A 25,474-nucleotide genomic window follows, 5' to 3' on the forward strand; every position below is an offset into this window, starting at 1 on the left:
GGGCGACGGGCTCGGCTTCGGGGTCTGGGTGGGCGACGGGGTCTGCGTCGGCGCGGCGGTCGGAGCCGCCGTGGGCGAGCCGGTCGGCGTCGGGCTCGGGGTCCCCGTGGGCGAGGTGCTCGACACCGGCGGGGTGGACGAGCACGCCGGTGACACGGGCAGGTCGCCGCGGAGCTTCGACCAGTTGGGGCTTCCGAGACCGGTCGCGAGGTCGTAGCCCGCCGTCGCCGGGTACGTGCCGTTCGACCCGCTCGTGACGTCCTGGAAGTCACCAGGGTGGGCGTAGATCGCGGCGTGGATGTCGCCGATGCCGCTCGTGCAGCCGCGGTCCGCGAGGGTGGTGGCGAGCTGCGCCGCCATCATCGGCGTGGACAGGCTCGTCCCACCACCGAGCACCCAGCCGTTCGTGCTGCTGGTGTAGATGCCGGGGCCCTGGTAGGGGTCGGCCTCGGCCGCGATGTCGGGGACGGCTCGTCCCCGGGACGGATCGGCGTTCGTCCCCGCCTGGTACGACGCGGAGTCGAGGCTGGCGTACCCGCCACCGCCGGAACCACTGCTGTTGTTCCACACGCTCTCGGAGAACGAGCCGTCGGCGTTCTCGGTGAGGCTGGTGCCGCCCACGGCGACCACCGCGGAGCTCGCTGCGGGGTAGAGGACGCTGGTCGCCGGGCCGGACAGGCCCTGGCACGACGCCCCCGTGTCGCCGACCGCGGCGAACATGGTCGCGCCCGCTCCGACGATGCGGTCGATGGCGTCCTCGAGTGCTGCGTGCGTGGCCTGGTCCATGTCGGCCTCGCAGGACCCCCAGGACTCGCTGACCGCGGTGATGCCGTGGGCCACGACGTCGTCCGCGATGCGGCTGTAGGCGTCGTACACGCCCTGGGCGTCCTGGTTGACGAAGTAGATGCGCTGCGCTGCCGCGGGCGCGTTCCCGAGGATGGTCTCCTGGTCGAGCGCGACCTCGACCCCGCCGTTCGTGTCGCTCGGGGCGGTCGGGTCCGCTCCGTCGATCGGGATCTGTGTCACCGACGGGACAGCGGTCCCCGCCGCGTTCGCGTAGGTGGCGAGGTCCCCGGCGTTCCAGCCGGAGAACTGCACGGTGGCGATCGTGGTGCCGGCGCCGGCGTTCGCCGAGGCCGAGTAGGCCGTGCGGAAGTCGCTGACGGGCGTCCCCGGCACGCTTGCCGGCACCGCGACGAGCCGCCGATCGAGCCCGAGGACGGTGGTTGCCGCGCCTCCGAAGGACGCCGGCATGGTCAGGTGCCCGACGGGGTGCATCTGCGTGCCGGTGCCGACGACGCGGACGCCGAACACGGCCTCCGCGTCACCCACGGTCCCGCTCGCACTGACGTTCCAGGGCCCCGCGTCGGACACGGTGAACCCGGCGTCGACGAGTGCCGCCTCGACCCGCGCGCGACCCGAGGTCGTGGGGCTCGTCCCGGCGATCCGGCTCCCCCGCTGGTGCGCGGAGAGGCCGTGCGCCCTCGCGGGCAGCTCGCGCAGCGCGGCGCGGTCCCGCGGCGTCAACACGACGGTGAGGTCGACGCGGGTGTCCGCCGGTGTCGCACCGGTGGACGCGGAGCCGGTGGAGGCGTGGGAGGCCGGCACCGTCGGTTCCGGGACGACGGGCTGGAGCCGCGACGCGGACGCGGGCGCGGCGATGCCGATGACGGTCGCCCCGGCGAGCGCGGCGACGACGATGCCGGCGAGGGCTCCCTTCGTCGCTCGGGATCCGGCCCCGGTCGTGTGGGCGGAACGGTGGTCGCCGCGGTTGCCGGTCATGCTGCCTCCCTGTCCGGTCACGCCGTCGGTGGGACTCGCTGGCGTGGGTGCGATGTCGCTCGTCGGCTCGTCGATCGGCGCGACCCCGACGTGCGCCCTCCCCGATGGACGGCAGAACGTGGACGAGGTCTGCGGACACGACTCACCCGTGTCCGCCGACGGTGCCCCGAGCCCCTGTTCGCTCGGTCGACGGCCGGCGCCCACGATACGTTCGGGCGGCGACTCGGCAGTAGTGGTGCCGACTGTTTCACCCTCGAACTGGGACGTCGAGCACCGCACCCGGCGCTGCGCGGAGCTCGCCGGGACGGTCCGCGGTGCGGTCCACCGTCGCGCACCGTTTGTCCCACGTTCTGGGAGGGTCCCCAGAACGCGGGAATTGTCCGCAGCGCACGCTGCCGCATTCCTTGTCTCATGGCCAACCACCACGACCTGACCGGCAGGCCGCGGACGCGATCAGGAAGCGTCAGCACTTCCCTCGCTGTACCCACCGGGTCCTCCCGGCGTCCTCGGACACGGAGGACCTGGGCAGCGATCGCCGTTGCCGTGATCGCGGGCGTCACGCTGACCGGGTGCGTGAGCGGGCCCGGCGCGTCCGGCACCCGCGCCGCGGGCGACGCCGACGTGGCCTTCGGTGCACCCGCCTCCCCGACGGGCGCCGCAGTGGCGGCGCCCGGTGCGGTCAGCGGGACGGTCCGGGGCGGGTCGGCTCCGAGCGAGCGCCCGCAGGTGTCGTCGGTTCCTCGGACTGGAGGGCCGTCCGCCGCAGCAGCGTCGGTGGAAGCCCGGACGACCCGTGGGCCCGCGACCGGGACAGCACCGCACACCGGCGCGCTGTCCGACGCACTCCCTGCCGCACAGCTCGCCGTCGGAGTCCGCGAGCCGGCACCGGCCGCACCGAGCAGCTCCTCGCCCGCCGCGGCACCGAGCAGCCCCTCGCCCGCCGCGGCACCCAGCGCTGCGCCGTCGCCGGCCGCCAGCGCCGCCTCGTCGACCGCCGTGGTGCCCCCGCAGACCCCGATCACCATGATCGGGACCCCCGCGTGGGTCCCGGTGGGCGCCAGTCCGTCCCCTGCCTCCTCGGGGCGCGGGAAGGGCATGTCGCCCGGTGGTCTGTACGAGAACACGATCAACACGATGAGCGCGTCGGCGGCGACCGCCGTCTTCGCCGACATGCGTTCGACGGGTGCGACGTGGGTCCGCCTCGACTACAACTACGCCGGGAACACCACCCGCCACGGTGGCGCGACGACCCAGACGATCACGGCCGCGCGGTCGGCCGGGCTGGACGTGCTCGTCATCCTCGGTGACGGCACCGCGCCGATGCCCGAGTCCGCCGGGTACAAGGCGGCCGGTGGGTGGATGACGTCCTCCGTGACGCAGCTCGCCGCGCTCGGCGTGCACACGTTCGAGATCGGCAACGAGGTCAACCTCGGGGCGAACTGGGGCGGGACCCCGGACCCGGCCGCGTACACGGCGTTGCTCGAGACCGTGTACCCGATGATCCACGCTGCGGACCCGAAGGCGACCGTCCTGATGGCCGGTATGGCGCCCTACGGCAAGGAGTCCCCGACACGGAGCGCGCAGGGCAGCAACTACCACCCGTTCGACTTCATCGACCAGATGTACGAGGACGGGGCGCGCAGCAGCTTCGACGCGCTGAACCTGCACCCGTACGTGTACCCGGCGATGCCGGCGACGTCGGACGGGGGCTACAACGTCCTCTCCGTGCTCCCTGACCTGCTCGCGATCATGTCGAGCAACGGGGACAGCGCGAAGAAGATCTGGATCACCGAGGCCGGGATGCCCACCGGCACCGACGGCGGCTACCCCGCGTACACCGTCGCGCAGCAGCAGCAGACGATCACCCAGCTGTTCCAGGTCGCCGCCAAGTACCCGCAGCTCGGTCCGGTGTTCCTCTACGACTGGCAGGACGGCGGCATCGACGGTGACTTCGGCCTGTACACGTCCGCGCACGTCAAGAAGCCGTCGTACGCGACGTTCGCCGGCATCAGCTACTGACCAGCAGCCCCCGACGGACCCGGCGGCGGTGACGGAGGACCGACCGACGACGCGGTACGGTCGGCGGCGGGATCGACCGCGCGTCCTCAGGCGAGCAGCTGTTCGCTCAGCTTCCACAGGCGCCGTGCGTCGGCGGGGTCACGCATCGCCGAGTTCGCGTCGGCCGGGATGCTGTCGGCGGTCACCGGTCGCTCGACGTCGTCGAGCACGGCGACGTCGTTGTCCTTGAGGTAGACGCCACCGACCCCGTCGAGCCACGGGCTGGCCGCGCCGAACACGATGGTGGCGGCGCCCTGCTCGACCGTCTTCTTGCCCACCTCCGGGTCGATGACGGTGGCACCGTGCTCGTCGACGAGACCCTGCGCGCGGTAGGAGTCGACGCGCCCGGGTGCGTGCGGACCGGGTCCGATGACGACGCCGGGGTGTACCGCGAAGGCCCGGATGTCCTGCCCCGCGGAGCGCCGGTCGAGCTCGACCGTGAACAACACGTTCGCCCGCTTCGACTGGGCGTAGGCCGCGAGGGGGTCGTAGCCGGACCGGAAGTCGAGGTCGTCCCACCGCACGCCCCCGATGCGGGCCGCGCCGGAGGTCACGGTGACGACGCGTGCCCCGTGCGCCGCCCGGAGGGCCGGGAGGAGGGCACGCGTGAGCTGGAAGTGACCGAGGTGGGACGTCGAGAAGGCGAGTTCGTGCCCGCGCGCGTCGAGCTGGAGCTCGGGGGTGAACAGCACCGCGGCGTTGTTCACGAGCATGTGCACCGGCCGTCCGGTCTCGTTCCACCGCGTGGCGAAGGCGTCGATCGAGTCCGGGTCGGTGAGGTCGAGCTGCTCGACGCGCACGCCGTCGATCCCGGCGACCGCCTCGGCGGCGCGGGCGGTGTCGCGGGCGGCGACCGTGACCGACGCACCGGCGGCGGCGAGGGCGCGCGAGACCTCGCGGCCCAGCCTGCTGTGGCCGCCGGTGACGATCGCCTCCTCCCCGGTGAGGTCGACGCCCTGGAGGACATCGGTTGCGGTGGAGGCTGCGGTGAACGGCGTCCCGAGGGGGATCTGCTGCGAGGTCATGCCCTCAGTCTCATCGTCGAGGATCGGACGCGGAATCATCGCGCGTCCTGTTCTCATGCGGCAGAGTACGGACCATGGTCCACTCCGCGCAGAGCGACGCCCTGTCCGACGTCTTCGACCAGGTCGAGGTCCGCGGCCTGATGACCGGTGGCTTCGCGGTCCGCGGTTCGTGGACGTCCCACGGGACGATCAGGCGGCCGCTCAAGCTCGTCGCGCTCGTCGCCGGTTCCGCTCGCATCGTCGTCGACGGACCCGGAGGACCGATCGGGCCCGTCGAACTGGGCCCCGGTGACGTCGTCCTGCTGAACCACCGGACGCACCTGGAGGTCCGGGGTGGCGTCGGCGACGGACCGCCCGCGGAGTTCGTCCCCGACGCGCGCTTCGACTCCATGGCGTTGGCCGCGGCCGACCTCTCCACGGACGACGTCCTCGTCGGCGGGTGGATCCAGGTCAACCCGGCCGGGCAGGCGCTGTTCCGGACCGCGCTGCCCGGTCTCGTGCACGTCCGCGCCTCGGCGCCCGCGGCCGCCCGACTCGCCACCCTGGTGGCGCAACTGTTCCGCGAGGCATCGAGTGGACGCCTGGGGTCCGCGTTCGCCATCCGTCAGAACGCGCAACTCATCCTCCTGGAGGTCCTCCGCGCGTACCTGGAGCAGGAGCGGCCGCCCGTCGGGTGGTTCCGCCTGCTCGCCGACGAACCGCTCGCGCCCGCGCTCCGACTCATGCACGATCACCCCGGCCGGTCCTGGGGCCTCGCCGAGCTCGCACGTGCCGCCGGGATGTCCCGCACGACCTTCGCCGAGCGGTTCCGGTCGGTCGCCGGCATCCCACCCCTCGCGTACCTGTCACGGTGGCGGATGCTGCTCGCGCAACGGGCGCTCCGCGACCCCGACGTCCGCGTCGGTGCCCTGGCCGCGGAGCTCGGCTACGGCTCGGAGAGCGCCTTCAGCACCGCGTTCAAGCGTGCGGTGGGCGTCTCCCCCGCCCACTGGCGTCGCCGCTCGTCGGAGCAGACCGGTGACGCACCGGCACCGGCGATCGCGGCCGGCTGACCGGGTGAGGCGGTGTCAGCGCGGGCCGGCCGCCGTGCCACGGTCCCGGACCCGGGCGACGGCGGATCGCACGAAGCGCGGCACCGGCGACGAGACGGCGTTGACGTACGGCCGCTCGACGGCCCCGAGCGACATCTTGAACCTGCTCACGCCCAGGTCGACGTAGCCGACGAGGTCGACCGCGCTGTGGCCCCGGGCGAGGGACCACTGGAGCATGTCGTGGTACAGCACGGTGCTCGGGTTGACGGCGCGGTGCGCTCGGAGCGTTCCACCCGCCCATCCCGTCACCACGTCGTGGCTCCCCAGCGCGACGAGCACACCGACCGGTTCCCCCGCGACGAGTGCGGTGGAGAGGTAGACGTCGGACCGATCCGCTGCCCAGCGTGCGACGCGCTCGCCGATCTCCGAGGGATAGGGCGAGGGCACGCCCCGGCTCTCGTAGGACTCGCTCAGGACCCGCGGCAGCAACGTCGTGACCTCGTCGGGCAGCGCGGGTCTGACCTCCACCGCGTGACGTCCGGCCGCACGGAGGGCCTGGCGCGCGCCGCGTTTCATGCCGGCCACCAGGGACTCGGGCGAGGAACCGACCAGGTCGATGACGAACGTGCGGTCGGCGCTCCACTCGGATCCGTTGCCGACCAGTGCTGCTTCGCCGGCCGCCGCGACGCCGGGCCCGAAGTCGAACCGGACGACCGGCACCCGGTGCACGAGCTGCCAGCGTCGGAACCGGCGCAACGTGCTCGCCAGGAGCGCCTCGGGCACGAGCGGTCCGACGAAGGGGAACGGCGGATCCGCGGGTCGCGCTCTGCGGGGCGACCGCAGCAGGACGGGGAACACGCCGACCGCACGGCCGCGGTGCTCGACGACCAGGGGCTCGAACCGCCAACCGTGGAGGTCGGTCTGCATCCGGAGCCACGACCAGTCGTGGAACGCGGTGGCGCCCGGACTCGCCGCGACGAGGGCGTCCCACTCGCGCTCGTCGTGGCCGACTCGGAACCGGATGTCCGTTCCCACGGATGACTCCTGACTCCCGCATCGCATCGGCGCGGGCTCGTCCGCAGCGTGCGGACCGATCGGACGGGTCCCACGGACGCGGGTTGTCGAGGTGGGCCCTGCCGGGCTCGAACCGACGACGTCCACGGTGTAAACGTGGCGCTCTACCAACTGAGCTAAAGGCCCCCGCCGCCGGAGCGGCAGGCCCAGTGTACCGAGCGCTCGGGTCCCTTGAGGCTGCGCGGACCGGTCCTCCGTCGACACCCGCCCTACCCCTCGCCCTGGGCAGCTGCAGCCGCGGCGAGGTCCCGCACCACGTCGTACGCGGGCTTCGCGGTCCCGTCGGTGTCGCGGACCCCGAAGTTGTCCTCGGGGTCGCGGGCGCCGGTGTCGAGGTCCTGGTACGAGTAGATGACGATCGGGCCGGCCCACGCACGGGCGCCCCAGATCCGCGCCCCGACCGCCAGGTACCTCGCCTGCTGCGCGTCCGAGACGCCGCGATCGCTGTTCGTCGGGAACCCGAACTCGGTGGCCCACATGGCCTTGTCGGCGTCGCCGTTCGCGACCATGACGGCACGGACGTCCGTCGCACCCCGGAGCCAGTTCCACGCGACGTCCGCGGTCGGTGCGTCCGGCCAGGAGTACGGGTGCATGCCGACCGCGTCGAGGTACGCACCCCCGCCGGCCGCGTAGACGCCACGCAGGAAGTCAGGTGGGGACCACGTGCCGCCCCCGGTCCGGGCGGGAGCGAGACCGGTGGAGATCACGCCGACCGTGACGCCCGCGGCGATCCCCGCGGCACGGAAGGCGCGGGCTCCCGGGACGAGCAGGTCGTGCGTGTACGCCTGCGGTGACATCCCGGTGGTGTTCACCTCGTTGCCGATCTCGACGGCACGCACCCCGGCTGCGAGCATCGGGGGCGAGGCACGGTCCATGAAGGCCGCGAAAGCCGGCCCGCATCCGCCGGGCGCCGAACTCGCCCACCCCGGCACGCCGGTGAGGACCGGGAGCACCGTGAGGCCGTGCGCCGTCGCCGCCCGGTAGACGGCGAGCGTGTGGGTGAGGTCGTACGAGTCCGGACCGGACGGCTCGATCGCCGCCCAGTTCAGGTCGAGCCGGACGATCGTCGCGCCCGTGGCGGCGATCCCGCGGAACAGCGTCGTCAGCCGCGCCGAGCCGAGGGTCATCGGCTGGTCGCCCTGGGTGAACCCGAGTCCCCCCATCCGCCGCAGGGCGTCCCGGGAGGCGCGGGTCGAGCTGTCGACGGCCGTGCCGGACCGCACCTGCGCGCTCGGCGCCGAGGCCGACGCCGACGGGGCGGCCGCGTCGTCCGCCGGGACGGAGCCGTGGTCACCGCAGGCCGACAGGGTCGACGCCGCGCCGGACGTCCGGTGCACCCACACGGCGCCGACGCCGACGAGCACGACGAGGGCCACCCCGCCCGCGACGAGGTACGCCCATCGGTGGCGGCGGCGTGCCCTCGTCGGGCGGTGCGCCCCGTCGCCGGGAGCGTGTGCCGCCATCAGACCTCCGGCACGACGATCGGGGCGACGGCCCCGGATCCGGCAGGCGGGAGGCCCGGTGCGGCGGGCTCGGTGGGCTCGGGGGCGTCGAGCAGCACGATGTCGGACTGGACGTCCGCGTGCCGCGGCATCGCCCGCACGAACACGGTGGTCTGGTACAGGACGGTGACGATCCCCGTCACGACGAACCCCGCGGCGAGGGCGTCCGCCGCGCCGATGAGCGCGGTGAGCAGGACGGCGAGGAGCCCGGCGCCGAACCCGATGAGGGAACCGCGGCTGATGACGCCGACGCGGTCGACGGCCACGAGCGCGACGCTCGTCATGTAGCTCCCGAGGACGCTGAAGCCCATGAACGCGCCGAGCATGAGTCCCGCGAACGCGGGCACCTGGACCTGGCCCGCGGTGAGCAGACCGCTCGCGACGGGCAGCAGCACGGTGTAGACCACCCAGGCCAGCACCGAGATGACGAGGATCGCGGCGAGCGAGCGCCGGAGGGCGCGGACGAGGGCACGTCCCTGCTGGGACGGGACCGCGGCCTGCATGTACTGATGCACCGGCTGCATCGCCATCGTCGCGAACCGCAGGAGCTTCTCGTTGAGCGCGTACAGCGGGAGCTGCGCCGGGATGAACCGCGCGACGATCACGAGCACGAGCGGGTAGTACGCGGCGACGGCGACGGCGACGGCGACGCCGTGGCGCTGTTCGCGGATGACCCGCCACGCGCCGGCCGCGTCGTGGACCCCGCCCTCCGGCCGCCGGACGCCGCCGAGGAGTCGCACGGACACGATGACGAACGCGGCGAGTGCGCCGGCGAGCTGCAGCGCCGAGAAGGCGATGAGCCCACCGCCCAGGGCGAGCGCGCCGACCCCGAGGACCGTCCCGACCACGCGCGGCACGGTGTCGGCCCAGAACAGCGCCACGGGCTCGCGTCGGCCGATGAGGGCCCACGTGCCGGAGAGTCCGCCCGCCGCCATCGCCACGCCGGCGACGACGGCGGCCAGGTGCGCGGTCGGCGCGATGACCCACGTCACGCCGACCGTGATGGCGAGGACGGGGACGAGCACGATCAAGCGGGCGACGATGGAGTCCCAGTAGGCGACGGCGTGCTCGCTCCGCGGCATCATCGCGATGCGGGCGGGCCCGGTGATGCCCCACCCGAACATCGTCAGGACGCTGAGGGACGACCCGACGGCCTGCCCCAGCGCGACCGCGGCCCAGGAGTGGGCGCTCGTGAGGGTGACGATCACGGGGATGGTGACGATGCTCGACGCCCCGGACACCACGACGGTCGCGAAGAACCAGCCGAAGGTGCGGATGCGGCGACCGACGCCCTCGCTGTCGACCCGGGCCTCCCGGCGGGTGCGTCCGTCGGTCTCGGTGGTGTTCACAACGGCCTCCTGGATGGACGGGGTGCGGGAACGGTGACGGGCCCGGTGTCGACGGCGCGGGCGTGTGAGCCCGATGCGCCGAGGACGAGCATGACGATCGACATGGCGGACGTGTACTCCCAGAGCTCGACGAAGAAGAACCCGACGAGGACGCCGATCCAGATCGTCACGGCGAGCGCGGCGCGGCGGTTGCCGCGGCGGCCGGCACGGTACAGCGCGACCGCGACCGCCAGGAACAGGACGATGGCGAGCACGCCGCCCACGCCGAACTGGAGCCACATCGAGATGTAGTAGTCGTCGGTGAAGACCTGGAGCGCGGAGCCCTTCGCCTGCGACGCGGCACCGGCGAATCCCAGTCCGCGTCCGAAGAACCGCGGTGACGCGGCGAGGAGCTGTCCCCAGACCGCGAAGCGCTCCAGGAGACTCCCCGCGTTCCCGAGGCCGACGGCCAGGAACCCGATCACCGCGAGGAGACCCCCGACGGCCGCTGCGACGCGGACCCATCCGGCGACGACGCCGCGGGTCAGGAACACGGCGGCCGCGATCGCGACCACGAACACGACGATGCCCGTGCGGTAGGTGCTGAACACGAGGCACGCGACCCCGGACGCGATCGCGACGATCCGCCACACGCGGTCGCGTCGGGCGTCCTCGAGGGTCCCCCACCAGAGCAGCGCGACCGCGCCGAGCACCCCGGCGAACGCGCCGAGCTGGTAGTTCGTGCCGAACGTCCCCATGGCGCGGAGCGTGGTGCCGATGTTGCGGATGTTCGTGCCGTAGGACAGGCCGGTCAGGGCCAGGAGCCGGTCGGACCCGAGCGCGGACTCGATGCCCGAGACGACGGCGTTCACGGCGAGCAGCGTGGTGAGCACCCGGAGCACCGTCCGGACCGTGCGCGCCGTCATCGTCGATGCCAACAGGGCGACGAGCAGGGGGATGAACACGTACCGCAGGCCGCTCAGCCACTGCGCGGACGGCAACTCGAACACCGCGAGGACGGTCGCGGGCAGGACGAGGGCCACCATGCCGAGCACCGGCCACCCGACGCGTCGGTCGATCCGCCCACGGAGGACGGCGACCAGTGCCGCGAGGATCGTCGCACCGAGGACGGCCATGTTCACCGCGGTGGCGCTGTGCACCGTGAGCAGCAGCGGCAGGGTCACCCCGTCGGCCGCAGCGGCGAAGCAGACCGCCACCGCGGGTACGAGCGCGACGAGCGGCAGCGCCACGAGGAGCACGATCGCGGCGGGTTGCGCCACGGCGGCGGCGCCGAGGCCGACGGCGGCCACGCTGCCGACGCCCACGACGGTTGCTCCGCGGCGACGGGAGCGCAGGGCCTCGCTCGTGCTCATGCCCCGGACGGTGCGGTCGCCGCGATGGACCGGCGGGCCGCCGCGTGCGCGGACGGGACCCGGACGTGAGCGGGGACCCGGACCGCCACGACGCCGAGGACCTCCTGCCCGCTCGTCCAGAGCCGCTCCACCACGGCGCTCAACGTCGGCGTGGTGACCTCGCCGATGCCGACGACGAGCACCACGGCGGTGGCGATGCGGGCGGCCGCGAGGGCCTCACTGAAGCCGTTCGCCGGCGGCGTGTCGACGAGGACGACCTCGGCGCTGCCGTGCAGATGGTCCACGACCGGCTGCAGGTTCCGGGCGGTGAACACGTCGCCCGCATCGGACCCGCGGCCGCCGGGGACGACACTCAACGCGGGGAGCGACGCCGGGCGGAGCAGGACGTCCGACAACTCGGCACGGCCGTTCACGACGTCCACGAGGCCACGCTCTCCGCGCACCGCGAGTCCGGCCTGGAGGTCGGACGACCGGAGGTCCATGTCGAGCACCGTCGTCGGGACACCGGCACGGGCGAACGCCGTCGCCACGTCGGCGACGACGGTCGTCACGCCCTCGCCCGTCGTGCTCCCGAGGAACGTGATGGTGGGCCGGTCGCCTGCCCGGGCGAGGAGCGACTCGCGGAGGTCACGGACGGCCTCCGTCCACGCGGGGACCGACGACCGGTCGTGCCAGGCGCGGGCCGGGAGGCGCGGGAGCCGTCCGATGACCGGTGCGTCGGCGATCGCGGCGGCCTGCTCGGCGCTCCGGACCCGACGGTCGGCCGCGCCGAGCGCGAGCGCGATGCCGATCCCGACGATCAACCCGGCCACGAGCCCGAGGAGGACCACGACGAGTCGCCCGGGGCTGGTCGGACCGGTCGGGGTGGTCGGCACGCTGACGGTCGAGAGCCGGAGGTCCGCGGGCGTCGTGTCCCCGGACGCCCCGGCCGTGGCGGTGCTGGTACCCGCCGCGCTCGTGGGTGAGAGCAGGTCGGGTGCGACCTGGATGAACCGGTTCGTGACCGCCGCGGCGAGCGCACGGGCGGCGCGCGGGCTGCCCGCGTCCGCCGTGACGGTGATGATCGCCGTGTCGGTCCCCGCGGTCGCCGAGACGTCCTTCGCCAGGGCGGCGACCCCGGTCGACAGGTGGAGCTGTTGGATGACGGGCTCCAGCACCGACGAGCTCGTGATCGCCGACGTGTAGGTCGGCAGGACCTGGCTGATGTACGACGCGCCCTGCAGGCGGTCCGTCGTGCTGCCGCTCGAGCGGATCGTCACGAGCACCTGCGACGACGAACTGTACGTCGGGCTCGCGGTGGCGCTGTAGACGGAACCGCCCACGACGCCGAGGACGACGGCGACGAGCACGAGTGCCCAGTGCCGGAGGACGGTGCGGACCGCGTCGGGTGCGCTCATCATGCGTGGTGCTCCTCTCGCACCCGAGCGGCCGGAGTGACGGCGGCTCGGAGCGACTGTTCGAATCGGTCCTGGTCGATGATCCCGGTCTCGTCCCAGAGGGCGATCGAGGCCTCGGACCCGACCAGCGACATCTGGACGTACGGGTTCGCGACGTGCCCCGGGTGCACGAGGATCGTGCCCAGGAGCGGGGTCGCACCCGGTCGCCAGACGGCGTCCGGGATGAGTGAGGGGAAGACGGAGAGGGCGACGTCGAACTGCGTGCGGATGACGTCGCCGGACGGGATCGGGAAGGGGTGTCGCACGCGGTCGCGGACCAGGCCGACGACGTCGCCGACGAGGGCCGCGAGCGGTGCCCGCGTCTCGATCGCCCGGCGGACCTGCTCGTGCACCGATGCCGCGTCGCGTCGCATCGTCCGGAGCCGACCGATCGGGTACGACGTCGAGAACGGGCCCTGGACCCGCTCGCCGCGGGGCGCCCAGCGGCGGAGGTCGACGTTCATCCGGATGGTGAAGTCGGTCGTCGGCGGGACGGCGTCGGCGATGGCGTCGAGCACGGCGGCCGACAGCTTCATGCCGCGCGTGGTGCGGCGCCCGGCTCCGTCGACCGCACGGGCGTCGAGCGTGCGCAGTTCCTGTTCGTCGAGCTGGACGGTGCGGAACCCCCGGAGGCGCCGTGCACGGTCGACGGCGAGCCCGCCGGGTACCTGGGGGTCGGGTGGCACCTGTCGCTCCGCGTCCCGCCGGGCCGCCCGCGCGAGACGGAGCGGGCCGGGACGGTCGAGCCCGGCGACCCGCATGGTGGCGGCCAACGGCCGCCGGGTCGGCGGGCGCACGGTGCGCCCCTCCGGCTCACCCGCGGCGATCGCGAGCACGCGCCGGATGTGGTGGCCGCTGGAGGCGCCGTCGAAGAGGTCGTGCGGCACGAGGACCGCGATCAGTCCGCCGGACACGAGCATCCGGATCGGGAGGACCGCGTAGCCGGCGTCGAGGAGGTGCGTCGCCATCTCGGCCGGTTCCAGGCCGTCGACGGCGACGTCGAGGACGTCGTCCGCGAGCGAGTCGGCGGCGCGGCGGGAGACGTGCCCCCAGGCCCGGTCCGGACGGTAGGCGCGACGGAGCTCGCTGCCGTCGTCGCTGATCAGGTGTCGGTGGAGGGCGTCGGGCAGGGCGTCGATGACGTCCTCACGGACGGGACCGAGGACCACGACCAGGTCGAGTTGGTCGTGGAGCCGCTCACGAATGGGCATGGGTGGGCGCCGTTCGGGTATGGAGCCGGGCGTTCGGGTACGCCACCGTCGGTTCGCTCGACGTCAGGCTGCGGGGTTTCGGGTCCTCGCCGCGAGTCGTGCCCTGGGTTCGGGGTCCGGGGCACCGTGGTCGTGACGCCGGTTCGGGGCGGCGTCAGCGGGTTGACTGGCTCGTCGTGGCTGCGACAATAGCGACGCTCAGCGCCGATGTCCAGTACCCGTCCGGCTCGTGCGCCGACCCTGACCCGAACCCGAGAAACGCGAGACCCGAATGTCGCACCTCCCGACCATCTCCGTCGTCGTCCCGTCCTACCGACGCCTCGACCGCCTGTCCGACATGCTCGACCACTGGCTCCGACAGGACCTCGACGAGCTCGTCGTCGTGCTCGACGGCCCGCACGACGGGGCGGAGGCCGCGCTCGCCCGGGCGACGGCGGACCCCCGCATGCGCCTCATCACGCTCCCCGAGAACCGCGGGAGGTCGATCGCGCGCTCGGTCGGGCTCGAGGCCGCCACCTGCGACGTCGTGCTCGTCGCCGACGACGACGTCCTGCCGCTCGAGGGGCTGGTCGAACGCCACCGGGCCTTCCACGCGGAGCACCCCCGCAGCGCCCTGCTCGGCTACATGCCCGTGCGTCTGACACCCCGTCGGGGCCGCGACGAGGCGGCGACCCGCATCTACGCCCGCGACTACGAGAACCAGGTCGCGGTCTGGCGCACCGGGGACGCCATGACGCTGCTCACGTCCTTCTGGGGTGGCAATGCGAGCATCCCCCGCGACCTCTACCGCGAGGCCGAGGCGTACCGGCCGCCGGTGGAGCTCGGCTACAACGAGGACCTCGACCTCGGGCTCCGGCTCGCGGCCATCGGCGCGGGCGCCGGCTTCGACGAGCGTGCCGCGGCTCGGCACCTGCACACCCGGGGCATCGACGCGTTCGTCGCCGAGTGCGTCGTGCGCGGCGAGGCCGTCGCGGATCTCGAGGACCTGTGGCCGGAACTCCCCGGCCAGCTCGGTGACCTCGTCGTCGTGCCGGCCACCCACGGGCGCCTCGGGCGGATCCAGCAGCACATCGGCGACCGCGACACGCCCGGGACATCCGAGTCGATCATCCGGATCGCGTACCGAGTCGCCGGCGTGTTCCGCGCGTGGCGCCTCCAGGACGCCCTGGCCCGGTTCCTCCGCCGTGCCATGGCGATCCGGGGGTACCGACTGCGCCGCGCCCTCCACCCGACGCCGGTCGGCTGACCGACGGCGACACGCCGCTGGACGCCCGTCCGGGTCAGGAATCCCGTCACGGTTGCTTGACGCTCGCGAGCCGGGGCAATACCGTGACCAGCACGCGGAACCCGAATCCGCTCGACCCTCGGTTACCCGGCCAGGATCGACCCTCCGACTGCTCAACCGCGTCGTGCCCCGAACACGACCGCGGACCCGTCGTTCCCGAAGACGACGAGTGCGTCGGCGATCGTCGTCCCCGAACGGATCGCCGTCGGTCACCTGTTGACCCGAAGAGCAGGCTCACCCATGTCGAATGCAGTGTTCGACGCGCCCGGCAACCCCGACCCGGACGCGCCCACCGCTGAATCCCCCATCTGGACGGATGCCCCGCACGCCGTTGCGGTGCCCGACCGGTCCGCCGAACGGCTCCGTGCCGTGGTGGGTCTGACGGACGCCGTGCTCGTCGTGGCGGCACTCGGAGCCTCGATGCTCGTACCCGACCTCTCCCGCTCCACGATCTCCCGCATCGCCCTGCTCGCAGGTGTCGCCGTGGTCTGGATCGTGTGGCTCGCGGTGTTCGAGCGACGTGGCCTCCTCGGGCTCGGCAACGGGAACCACGGTGCGGGGGCGATCCTCACCGCGACGGCTGCGTCCGTCGCGACCCTCGCCCTCGCATCGTGGTCCACCGGGATCGACCTCCGTGGCGTCGGCCTCCCCTGGGCCGTCGCCGCGGGGGTCGTCCTCCTCCTCGTGGCCCGGCTGTCCTGGGTGCGGTGGATCCGACGGGAACGACTCGCCGGCCGCCTGCGCCGCCGGATCGTCCTCGTCGGCTCCCCCGCAGGCATCGCCGAGGCCACCGCACACCTCACCAGCCGTGTCGCCGCCGGGTGGGACGTCGTCGCATCGGTCGTGCCCGCGCCCGACGCCCTCGACGTCGACCTCCCCGTGCGCGTCGCCGAGGCGCTCGACGCGACCGGGGCGGACCTCGTCCTCGTGACCGGGGCCGACGCCCTGACCGCGGACCGGGTCCGGAAGCTCAGCTGGGACCTCGAACACCGCGCGTGCGAACTCGTCGTCGCCCCGACCATCGTCGACGTCGCGACCGGGCGGCTCCGGAGCGAACGCATCGCGGGTCTGTCCGTGCTGCACGTCGCCGCGCCCACCTACACCGGGCCGCAGCGCGTGGTGAAGCGGGCGACGGACGTCGTGGGCTCCCTCCTGTTGCTCGCGGCGCTCTCGCCGCTCCTCCTCGTCGTCGCGATCGCGGTCCGGACCACGAGCGCCGGCCCGGTGTTCTACCGGCAGGAGCGGATCGGCGCCGGGCACCAGGCATTCGACATCCTCAAGTTCCGCTCGATGGTGACCGACGCCGACGCCCACCTGCACAAGCTCCTGGCGGCGCAGGGCACCAGCGACCGGCCCCTGTTCAAGATCGCGGACGACCCCCGGCTGACCCGGATCGGGGCGTTCATCCGCCGGTACTCCATCGACGAGCTGCCCCAGCTCGTCAACGTCCTCCGCGGCGACATGAGCCTCGTCGGTCCCCGCCCCCAGCGGCCCGCCGAGATCGCCCTCTACGACGCCAGCGCACACCGACGTCTCAAGGTGCGCCCCGGCATGACCGGCCTCTGGCAGGTGAGCGGCCGCTCCCGCCTGTCGTGGCAGGAAGCCATCCGCCTCGACCTCGACTACGTCGAGAACTGGTCCCTCGCCCTCGACCTCGGGATCCTCTGGCGCACCGCTCGTGCCGTCGTCGGTTCCGACGGCGCCTACTAGGAAGGAACGACGAGTCATGCCCGGACTCATCGTCCACGAGTGGATCGGCCGTTCCGGCGGGTCCGAGAAGGTCCTCGACGCCTTCGCCCGCATGTACCCGGACGCGGACGTGTTCTGCCTCTGGAACGAGGCGCCCGACCGCTTCGCAGCCGGACGGGTCACCGAGAGCCTCCTCGCTCGCACCCCGCTCCGCGGTCGCAAGGCCCTGGCGCTCCCCGCGATGCCCGCCGTGTGGCGTCGGCTCCGCGCCGAGGGGTACGACTGGGTGCTGTCGAGCTCGCACGCGTTCTCGCACCAGGTCGTCGCCCACTCGGCCGTGCCCGCCGACCGGCACTTCGCGTACGTGCACACGCCCGCCCGGTACGTCTGGACCCCGGAGTTCGACGGCCGCGGGAACGGGCTCGCGAGCCGGATCGCCGCCGTGCCGCTCCGCGTGACCGATCGGCGCCGCGCTGCGGCCCATCGGAACATCGCGGCGAACAGCGCCTTCGTGCAGGGCCGCATCCGCGACACCTGGGGCAAGGACTCCCGCGTGATCCACCCGCCGGTCGAGGTCGCCGACCTCCAGGCCGTGTCCGACTGGCGGGCCGTGCTCGACGACGACGAACGCCGCGTCCTCGACGCCTTACCGGCCGGTTACGTGCTCGGTGCCTCCCGGTTCATCCCCTACAAGCGACTCGACCTCGTGATCGCGGCCGGCGAGGCCGCCGGGCGTCCCGTCGTGCTCGCCGGGGGCGGCCCGGAGCAGGCGGCGCTCGAGGCCCACGCCGCGGCGGCGCGTGTGCCCGTCCGGTTCGTGCTCGACCCGTCCGACCGGCTGCTCCGGGCCGTGATGGCGCAGGCGGCCGTGTACGTGTTCCCGGCCGTCGAGGACTTCGGCATCATGCCGGTCGAGGCGATGGCGCTCGGCGTCCCGGTCGTCGTCGGACCGACCGGCGGCGCGACCGAGTCGGTCGTCGACGGCGTCACGGGCGCGGTGGCGTCCGGCCTCGGCGCGCACGAACTCGCGGCCGCCGTCGACCGTGCCGTCACGGTCGACCCCGACGCCTGTCGCCGACGGGCGCGGGACTTCGGCGCCGAGCGGTTCGCCGACGAGGTGCGGGACTGGATGCTCCCGGTCCTCGCCGGTGGCACGGCGGCGGCGCTCGTCACGGCGGGCTCCGGCGTGCCGATCGCCGCGGCCGCGACGTCCGCCCCGGCCTGGTCGGTGACCCGGCACGGCGTGACCGCCGTCGCGAGGGACGAGCCGGCCGACACGGCGTCGGCCCCGCTCCGCCCCGGTGCGCGGCGGTCCGAGCACGACCTCGACGACGAGCCCCTCCTCGCGGTGCCGGTCCCCGGCCGCGGGCCGCGCACCGGCCGCCGCGGTCGGCGCTCCCCCGTCGGCGCCCGCATCGTCGTGAACGGCGCCTTCCGCACACAGCGGGTGACGGGGCAGCAGCGGTACGCGACCGAGATCGCGGATCGGCTGTCGGGCCTCCCGGACGTCCGCGAGACCGCGGCCGGCACCGGTGGGGACCGTCCGATCGCCGCCTGGGCCCGAGCCCAGTCCGCCGGCGTCGGCCGGTCCGCCGACGAGTACCTGCTCACGCTGACGAGCCGCGGTCCCGCGCTCGCGGCCCGGCACGTCGTCGTCGTGCACGACCTGTTCGTCCTCGACCACCCGGAGTGGTTCAGCCGGCGGTACGTCGCGACGCACGCGCCGGTGCTGCGGACCCAGCTCCGCTCGGCCGCCCTCGTGGTCGCGGTGAGCGAGCCCATCGCGGGGCGCGTCCGGGCCCTGCTCGGCCCGGGCACCCCGGTCGTCACGGTGCCGAACGCGCCCGCGGACCCGTTCCGCCCCGGCCTCGCGGTGCCCGAGTCCGCCGGTGCGCGTGAGGCCGCCGGACGGTACGTGCTCGCCGTGGGCAGTGACGACCCGCGCAAGAACACCGCCCGGCTCGTCGCCGCGCACGCCGCGCTCCCGGAGGCCCTGCGGACGACGCACCCCCTCGTGATGGTCGGCGGCGGGAGCGCGATCTACGCGCGCACCGACGCGGACGACCGTGGGGCGCTCCGCCTCGGGTACGTCGACGACGCCGAGCTCGCCCGCCTCTACGCCCACGCCGCGCTGGTGGCGTTCCCGAGCCTCGACGAGGGCTTCGGCCTCCCCGCCGTCGAGGCGTTCGCCGCCGGATCGGACGTCCTCGTCTCGGACGTGCCGGCCCTGCGCTGGGTGTGCGGTGACGACGCCACCTACGTGGACCCGACCTCGACCGACGCGATCCGCGACGGGCTCGCCGCCGCGCTCACCGGGCCGACCCCCGCCGACGAGCGCGGCCGCCGGGCCGCGACGATCCGCGACCGGTTCTCGTGGGACCGCAGCGCCACGCTCCTCCACGACGCGGTGACGCGCCTGGTCCGGGCGGGAGGCGCGGCATGAGGATCGCACATGTGTCCAGCTCCCTGCTCAGTCCACTGGGCGGCGCCGAACAGTACTGCCTCGCGCTCGCCGGAGCACAGGTCCGTCGCGGGCATGACGTCACCGTCGTCACCGGATGGGTCGACGACGGGGCCCGCGCCCTCGTGGCCGCGACGGGCGCACGGCTCGTCGTCGTGCCCGGACGCCGTCCCTACTCCCCGGACCGCCAGGGCACGGGCCGCCTCGCCCGGGTCCGGTTCCACGCGGCCGAGCTGCGTGACTCCCTCCGTCCGACGGCCATCACCCGTTTCCTCGAGGACGGCGGGTTCGATGCCGTGCACGTCCACCGGTTCTCCGGGTTCGGGGCCGCACCGTTCCGGCTCGCCGGTCCGCGGGTGGTGCACACCGCGCACGACTTCACGCTCGTCCACACGTCGGCGTCCCTGACGCGCGGCGACGCCCCGATCGACCACGTCGGTCGGGTCCAGGGGCTCCGATCGCGCGTCGTCGCCGCTGCCATCCCGCGCGACGCGACGCTCATCTTCCCCAGCGAGCGCACGCGCGACCGGCACGCGGAACGCGGTTTCCGACTCGACGCCCACCGGAGCACGGTGCTGCCGCACGGTTGGTCGGCGCCCCGGGACGCCCCGCCGCGGAGCGAGTCCGACGTGCTCCGCGTCCTGTTCCTCGGCAAGCTCGCCGAGCACAAGGGGATCCCGCTGCTGCTCGAGGCGTGGGGCGCCGGCGTCCCGGGCGCCACGCTCACCGTCGGCGGTGACGGCCCCCTGCGCGACGCCGTGTCGGCGGCCGACGCGGTGGTCGCTGCCGGCTGGCTCGACGAGGCCGGGCGGGCCCGCGCCCTCGCCGAGACCGACCTGCTCGTGATGCCGAGCCGGTGGGCCGAGAACTTCCCGATCGTCGTGGCCGAGGCCCTGCTCGCCGGGGTGCCCGTCCTCACCACGACCACGGCCTCACCCCCGCTCGTCGTGGACGGCGACAGCGGCCTCGTCGTGCCGCCCACCGCCGCCGCGCTCCGGGGCGCGATCGAACGACTCGTCGACGACCGCGCGCTCCGCGCCGCACTCCGCGCGGGAGCGACCCGTCGCGCCGAGGAACTCGACATGGACCGGCACGTCGACCGGGTCCTCGAGCACTACGGAGCGTCCGCATGAGCCCCCGCATCCGGGTCGGCACGGACATGATCGCCGTGCAGACGGTCGCCGCGAGCATCGACCGGTTCGGCGACCGCTACCTCGACCGCATCCTGTCGCCCAGGGAGCGGCTCCAGTGCCACGACGAGCCGCACCGCGTCGCCGCGCGCTTCGCCGGCAAGGAGGCCGTGGTCAAGCTGCTCCGCCCGGCTCCCGACGAGCCGGTGCTGCCGCACGACGTCGAGATCCTCAGCCTGCCGAGCGGCGCACCCGTCGTCCGGCTCCACCGCGCCGCCCGTGACCGATCGGTCCGCGAACGGCTCCAGTCCGTGAGCGTCTCGCTCACCCACGAGGGCGGATTCGCCGCCGCGACCGCCGTCTCCGTCATCCGGGGGAAGGAACACCAGCCAATGTCCACGATCATCCGCGAGGTCCTCGAGCGCCACGGCCACCTCTCCGTCCCCGTCGCCCAGGTCCTCGACACCGACGACCTGTACCAGGTCGGCTTGACGTCACACGCGACCATCACGGTCATGCTGGCCGTCGAGGAGGAGTGCGACATCGAGTTCCCCGACGAGGCGCTCACCCGCAGCACCTTCGCCACGATCGCGTCGATCGAGGCGGTCGTCCGCGCTCAGGCGGTGGCAGCGTGACGGTCCTCCCCGACGTCCGCGCCACGGACGTCGTCTCCCTGCACGACCGCGCGGTCGAGGCCGCGGGTGTCGCCGCCGAGTGGGCGGACCGGATCGACGCCGAAGGACGGTTCCCGAGCGAGTCCGTGGCGGCGCTGCGCCGACTCGGACTGCTCGCAGCGGTCCTCCCGGTCGATCTGGGCGGCGAGGGCGCCACGCTCACGGAACTCGCCGACGTCGCCACCGTCCTCGGCGGTGCCTGCGCCTCCACGGCCATGGTGTTCGCGATGCACGTCGGGCAGGTCGCCACGCTCGTCCGCCACGGCGGCACGAGCGTCGCCGCCGCCCGGCTCCTCGCCCGGGTCCGGGACGAGGGCGCCCTCATCGCGTCGGCCACGACCGAGATCACGACCGGCGGCGACACCGGATCGAGCGGCTGCTCGGTCGAGGCCACCACCTGCGGCGTGCGTCTCGCCAAGGAGGCCCCGGTCATCTCCTACGGTCTCCATGCCAGCGCGGTGCTCGCCACCGCGCGCCGGATCCCGGACAGCCCGCCGTCCGACCAGGTGCTCGTGGTCTGCCCGGCCGAGCGCACCGAACTCGTGCGTCGGAGCGGCTGGGACACCCTCGGCCTCCGCGGCACAGCGAGCGAGGGGTTCTCGCTGACCGCCGAGGTCGACGCGGACCACGTGCTCGCCCAGCCCTTCGCCGAGATGTCGGCGCAGACCATGACGCCGGTGTCGCACGTGCTCTGGGCCGCGGCCTGGCTCGGCATGGCCCGGAGCGCCACCGAGACCGCCCGCGCGTCGGTCCGTCGCGCCGCCCGCAAGGCCCTCGGCACCACCCCGCCCGCAGCACTCCGCCTCGCCGAGGTCGAGCTGCGCGTGCAGTCCCTGGCCGACACGATCGAGGCGTCCGCGCGACGGTGGGAGGCGGCGGCGAACGAGCCCGCCGTGCTCGAGTCCGTGGCGACGGCCCGCTGGGTCAACGGCCTCAAGGTCACGGCGAGCGAAGCCGTGCTCGACATCGTCTCCCGCGCGCTCGTGATCACGGGCATCGCGGGGTACCGGCTCGGAGACCCGTCGAGCCTGGGTCGGATCGTGCGCGACGCGCACGGCACCGCCCTCATGGTCGGCAACGACCGCATCCTGCACCACAACGCCAAGATCGCAACCATCAGCAACGGAAGGTCGAACCCGTGACCGACACGACAACAGCACCGGAGACCACCGACCTCGACGCCGCCCGCCTCGCGTTCCGCGACGAGCTCGTCGACGCCGGCCTCCTCGTCCCCGCCGGGGAGCCCGGCCTCTTCGGCCGCAACGGCACGTTCGACGACGTCGTCGACGCCGTCGACCGGTACATCACGCTCGGGTTCGCCGAGCTCGCCCCGGAGCGGATCCGCTTCGCCCCGGTCATCGCCCGGTCCGCCTTCGAGCGCACCGACTACGTGGCCTCGTTCCCGCAGCTCACGGGTGCCATCCACACGTTCACGGGCTCCGACCGCGACCACGCCGCGCTCCTCGCCGCGCGTGCCGCGGGCGAGGACTGGGACCGGTTCCTGCACCCCGGCGAGACCATGCTCGTGTCCGCCGTGTGCCACCCGCTCTACGACCACCTGGCGGGCCAGCAGGTCGACGGTCGCGTGTTCGACGTCGTCGGGTACACGTTCCGCCACGAGCCCTCCGACGACCCGATGCGGCTCCAGTCGTTCCGCATGCACGAGTTCGTCTACGTGGGCGGCGAGGACGACGCCAGGACCTTCCGCAACACGTGGAGCGAGCGCCAGGCCGCGATGCTCGCCGCCCTCGGGCTCGACGTCACCCGCGTCCCCGCGAACGACCCCTTCTTCGGCCGCGCCGGCAAGTTCCTCGCCGCGAACCAGCTCACCGACGAGCTGAAGATCGAGGTCACCGTCCCGATCTACCCCGGGCTCTCCGACGGCACCGCGATCGCCAGTGCGAACAGTGCGGCCGACCACTTCGGCGCGCCCTTCGGGATCACGACCGCGGACGGCACCGTCGCCCACACGTCGTGCATCGCGTTCGGCATGGAGCGGATCACGCTCGCCCTCTTCCGCACGTTCGGGACCTCGCTCGCCGACTGGCCGGTCTCGACGCTCGACCAGCTGTCGCTGCGCTGATGCCGGCGCTCGACACGTGGCTCGGCGGTGGGGCCGTGCTCGCGACCGTCGAACGCCCCACCCGGCCCGGTTCCACCGGGGTCGTCGTCTGCCCACCCTTCGGGCACGAGCACGTCCTCGCCTACCGGACCGAACGCCTCCTCGCCGCGCGACTCGCGGACCACGGCATCGCCTCCGTGCGCTACGACCACCCCGGCAGCGGGGACTCCGTCGTCGCCGCGACCGCGACGTCCCATCGTGACGGCGCACGGCTCGCGGCGGAGGCGCTGCGCACCGCCGGCTGCACCCGAATCGTGTACGTCGGCCTCGCGTCCGGGGCCCTCGTCGCGGCCGCGGCCGCCGACGACGACCCGGACGCCGCGGGGCTCGTGCTCTGGGACCCGCCGCGGTCCGGACGCTCCTGGCTCCGCGCGGCACGGGCACTCGCCGCGGTCTCGGTGGCGGGGATCGACACCAGACCCGGATCGGCGGTCACCACCGCCCACGACGGCACGGTCACCGTGGTGGGTGCCGACATCCCCGCCGACCAGGCAGCGGCGATCGGGGCCCTCGGGTACCCGACCGGACCGGCCGACCGCATGCCCGTGCTCGTGGCGGTGCGGAACGACGGGGACCGCCGTGTCCCGGCCGGGTACGACCGGGACGGCATCGACATCGTGCGGGTCGACGGGCACGAGGCGCTCCTCGGCGTGTCGAGCCTCTCCGCGCGCATCCCCGCCGCGAGCGTCGACGCCGTCGGCGAGTGGGTGACCCGCCGTGTGCCGCCCGAGCCCGTCGCGGCGCCGATGGAGCTCGTCCCGACCGAGCGGGCGGTCGTCGACCAGGACGTCGAGGAACACCTCGTCCGCATCGGACCGGACCACCTCTTCGCCGTCGACACCAGGCCACGGCACGGCGACGACGCCCCGACCGTGGTGCTGCTCAACGGTTCGTCCGAACACCGCATCGGCGTCACGCGCCTGCAGGTCGCCCTCGCTCGACGACTCGCCGCGGCCGGCATCCGGTCCGTCCGTGTCGACCGTCGGGGCACGGGCGAGACCGGACCCGTCGCCGCCGACGAGCCGAGCCTGCTCTTCACCCAGGAGTGGATCGACGACGTCAGCCACGTCCTCGACCACCTCGCGCTCCCGGCCGACCGGGTCGGGATCGTCGGACTCTCGGTCGGCGGGTGGTTGGGCCTCCGGGCCGCCGCAGGCCGTGCCGGGTTCGTGGTCGGCCTCAGCCAGGCGGACTACCGGTCCCGCCCCGCAGCACCGGGTGCCGTCGCGGCCGAGGACGCGGAGGCACGGCCCCACGTCCGCACACGCCGCGACGCGCTCGTCGCCGCCGTCAAGCGGCACCTGCCGTACCGCGTGGCGTTGGCGCTGGCCCGGCGTGGACACCTGCAGTTCGTCGAACCCGTCGTCCGCGGGCCGCTCGCGGCCGGCACCGACGTGACCCTCGTGCTCGGTCCGGGCGACGGCGCAGTCTTCCGGGCACGGGGCGGCGCCACGGCAGCCCACCGGCTCGCGCACCTGCCCGGGACGCTCCGGGTCGTGGAGCTCCCCGAGGCCGACCACGCGATGTTCGGTGCCGCGACGCGCGAGGCGGCCACGGAGGCCGTGCTCGCCACCGCCGTCGCGGCCTTCGTCCAGGACCCGTCCGTCCGGCAGGCCGTGGGCGTCTGACGACCGAGGGGCCGTGCCGGGTCGGCACGGCCCCTCGGCGCACGGCCCCTCGCCGCACGGCCCCTCGCCGCAGGGCTCAGGCGGCGGCGGGTGCGGGCGTCAGGCGATCGAGCGCGGCTCGGTACTCGCTGACGTCGCGTGCGAGCCCCGGCTCGGTGATGATCGAGGCGCGGATCCGACCGTCGGTGTCGATGACGAACGTCGCGCGGTTCGCGAAGCCCTTCTTCTCGAGGAAGACCCCGTACTCCTTGCTGACCGCACCGTGCGGCCAGAAGTCCGCGAGCAGCGTGAAGTCGTACCCGTTCGAGTCGGCGAACGAGCGGAGCGTGGCCTTCGAGTCGACGCTGATGCCGATGAGCTCGACGCGGTGGTCGGCGAACATCGCGATGTTGTCGCGGAGCGCGCAGAGCTCGCTCGTGCAGGTCGAGGAGAACGCGAGCGGGAAGAACACGAGCGCCACCGGACGCACGCCGCGGAAGTCGCTGAGGCGGACGTGCTCGCCGCGCTGGTCCGGCAGTTCGAAGTCGGGAGCGAGGGAACCGATCTCGAGTGCCATCTGGCGTGCTTCTCTCTGGGTCTGCCCCGGTCGCGGGACGGCATGGGTCCCGGCTGCATCACGCGCACACCCGGGCGGGCGCGCGCACGACGTGAGATCCTACGCCGAC

Annotated in this window: 19 protein-coding genes and 1 tRNA gene; 10 read left to right on the forward strand and 10 right to left on the reverse strand. The window is 73.8% G+C overall.

Annotated elements, in window-relative coordinates; all coding sequences use genetic code 11:
- Window positions 1-1,782, reverse strand: a 1,782-nt coding sequence (locus tag DEI82_RS16230; RefSeq protein WP_220037266.1) for a S53 family peptidase, incomplete at its 3' end; no start/stop codon positions are given.
- Between the two features lie 774 nt (window positions 1,783-2,556).
- Between DEI82_RS16230 and DEI82_RS10445 the strand changes: the two genes are divergently transcribed.
- The gene (locus tag DEI82_RS10445) at window positions 2,557-3,801 is read left to right on the forward strand and encodes a hypothetical protein (protein ID WP_146242893.1); all 1,245 of its coding nucleotides are present in this window, start codon (window positions 2,557-2,559) and stop codon (window positions 3,799-3,801) included.
- Window positions 3,802-3,887: 86 nt separating this feature from the next.
- Here the strand turns inward: DEI82_RS10445 and DEI82_RS10450 are convergent, their stop codons facing one another.
- The gene (locus DEI82_RS10450) at window positions 3,888-4,865 is read right to left on the reverse strand and encodes an SDR family NAD(P)-dependent oxidoreductase (protein WP_111036777.1); all 978 of its coding nucleotides are present in this window, start codon (window positions 4,863-4,865) and stop codon (window positions 3,888-3,890) included.
- A gap of 74 nt (window positions 4,866-4,939) precedes the next feature.
- Between DEI82_RS10450 and DEI82_RS10455 the strand changes: the two genes are divergently transcribed.
- Entirely contained in the window at window positions 4,940-5,917 is a 978-nt protein-coding gene (locus tag DEI82_RS10455) for an AraC family transcriptional regulator (protein ID WP_111036725.1), read from the forward strand.
- 15 nt (window positions 5,918-5,932) lie between these two features.
- Here DEI82_RS10455 and DEI82_RS10460 read toward each other — a convergent pair whose 3' ends face one another.
- From DEI82_RS10460 to DEI82_RS10490, 7 genes are all read right to left on the reverse strand, one after another.
- Entirely contained in the window at window positions 5,933-6,931 is a 999-nt protein-coding gene (locus DEI82_RS10460) for a GNAT family N-acetyltransferase (RefSeq protein ID WP_181435182.1), read from the reverse strand.
- A gap of 92 nt (window positions 6,932-7,023) precedes the next feature.
- Window positions 7,024-7,096 (reverse strand) — tRNA-Val (locus tag DEI82_RS10465).
- Window positions 7,097-7,179: 83 nt separating this feature from the next.
- The gene (locus tag DEI82_RS10470) at window positions 7,180-8,433 is read right to left on the reverse strand and encodes a hypothetical protein (protein WP_111036727.1); all 1,254 of its coding nucleotides are present in this window, start codon (window positions 8,431-8,433) and stop codon (window positions 7,180-7,182) included.
- On the reverse strand, window positions 8,433-9,821 hold the full coding sequence (locus DEI82_RS10475; protein ID WP_111036728.1) for a hypothetical protein: 1,389 nt from the start codon (window positions 9,819-9,821) through the stop codon (window positions 8,433-8,435). Before DEI82_RS10475 ends, DEI82_RS10470 begins: the two co-directional genes overlap by 1 nt.
- Window positions 9,818-11,173 carry a hypothetical protein gene (locus DEI82_RS10480; RefSeq protein WP_111036729.1) on the reverse strand — a complete coding sequence of 452 codons (1,356 nt, stop codon included), beginning with the start codon at window positions 11,171-11,173 and terminating at the stop codon, window positions 9,818-9,820. Before DEI82_RS10480 ends, DEI82_RS10475 begins: the two co-directional genes overlap by 4 nt.
- Window positions 11,170-12,570, reverse strand: coding sequence for a Wzz/FepE/Etk N-terminal domain-containing protein (locus DEI82_RS10485; protein ID WP_181435183.1), 1,401 nt, complete (start codon window positions 12,568-12,570; stop codon window positions 11,170-11,172). The genes DEI82_RS10480 and DEI82_RS10485 overlap by 4 nt, the downstream gene beginning before the upstream one ends.
- A complete protein-coding gene (locus tag DEI82_RS10490; protein WP_111008711.1) occupies window positions 12,570-13,820 on the reverse strand; it encodes a hypothetical protein in 1,251 nt (416 codons plus the stop codon). Before DEI82_RS10490 ends, DEI82_RS10485 begins: the two co-directional genes overlap by 1 nt.
- A 271-nt stretch (window positions 13,821-14,091) precedes the next feature.
- Here DEI82_RS10490 and DEI82_RS10495 point away from each other — a divergent pair, with 271 nt between their 5' ends.
- The 8 genes from DEI82_RS10495 (at window position 14,092) to DEI82_RS10530 (ending at window position 24,809) form a co-directional block, all read left to right on the forward strand.
- Window positions 14,092-15,066 (forward strand): glycosyltransferase, encoded by a 975-nt coding sequence (locus DEI82_RS10495; protein WP_111012565.1) that lies wholly within the window; start codon window positions 14,092-14,094, stop codon window positions 15,064-15,066.
- Window positions 15,067-15,345: 279 nt separating this feature from the next.
- Window positions 15,346-16,815, forward strand: a complete 1,470-nt coding sequence (locus DEI82_RS10500; RefSeq protein WP_111008709.1) for a sugar transferase — start codon at window positions 15,346-15,348, stop codon at window positions 16,813-16,815.
- Between the two features lie 16 nt (window positions 16,816-16,831).
- Window positions 16,832-19,237, forward strand: a complete 2,406-nt coding sequence (locus DEI82_RS10505; protein WP_111036730.1) for a glycosyltransferase — start codon at window positions 16,832-16,834, stop codon at window positions 19,235-19,237.
- Between the two features lie 11 nt (window positions 19,238-19,248).
- On the forward strand, window positions 19,249-20,388 hold the full coding sequence (locus DEI82_RS10510; protein ID WP_181435184.1) for a glycosyltransferase: 1,140 nt from the start codon (window positions 19,249-19,251) through the stop codon (window positions 20,386-20,388).
- Window positions 20,385-21,020, forward strand: a complete 636-nt coding sequence (locus DEI82_RS10515) for an acyl carrier protein (RefSeq protein ID WP_111036732.1) — start codon at window positions 20,385-20,387, stop codon at window positions 21,018-21,020. Before DEI82_RS10510 ends, DEI82_RS10515 begins: the two co-directional genes overlap by 4 nt.
- Window positions 21,017-22,201: an acyl-CoA dehydrogenase family protein gene (locus DEI82_RS10520; protein ID WP_220037267.1), complete on the forward strand. Its 1,185-nt coding sequence runs from the start codon at window positions 21,017-21,019 to the stop codon at window positions 22,199-22,201. The genes DEI82_RS10515 and DEI82_RS10520 overlap by 4 nt, the downstream gene beginning before the upstream one ends.
- On the forward strand, window positions 22,198-23,142 hold the full coding sequence (locus DEI82_RS10525; protein ID WP_111036733.1) for an amino acid--[acyl-carrier-protein] ligase: 945 nt from the start codon (window positions 22,198-22,200) through the stop codon (window positions 23,140-23,142). The genes DEI82_RS10520 and DEI82_RS10525 overlap by 4 nt, the downstream gene beginning before the upstream one ends.
- Window positions 23,142-24,809 (forward strand): alpha/beta hydrolase, encoded by a 1,668-nt coding sequence (locus DEI82_RS10530; protein ID WP_111036734.1) that lies wholly within the window; start codon window positions 23,142-23,144, stop codon window positions 24,807-24,809. Before DEI82_RS10525 ends, DEI82_RS10530 begins: the two co-directional genes overlap by 1 nt.
- Window positions 24,810-24,885: 76 nt before the next feature.
- Here the strand turns inward: DEI82_RS10530 and DEI82_RS10535 are convergent, their stop codons facing one another.
- Window positions 24,886-25,365, reverse strand: coding sequence for a peroxiredoxin (locus tag DEI82_RS10535; RefSeq protein WP_111008703.1), 480 nt, complete (start codon window positions 25,363-25,365; stop codon window positions 24,886-24,888).
- Window positions 25,366-25,474: the final 109 nt, after the last annotated feature.

The organism is Curtobacterium sp. MCBD17_019, from assembly GCF_003234555.1.
GTDB lineage: Bacteria > Actinomycetota > Actinomycetes > Actinomycetales > Microbacteriaceae > Curtobacterium.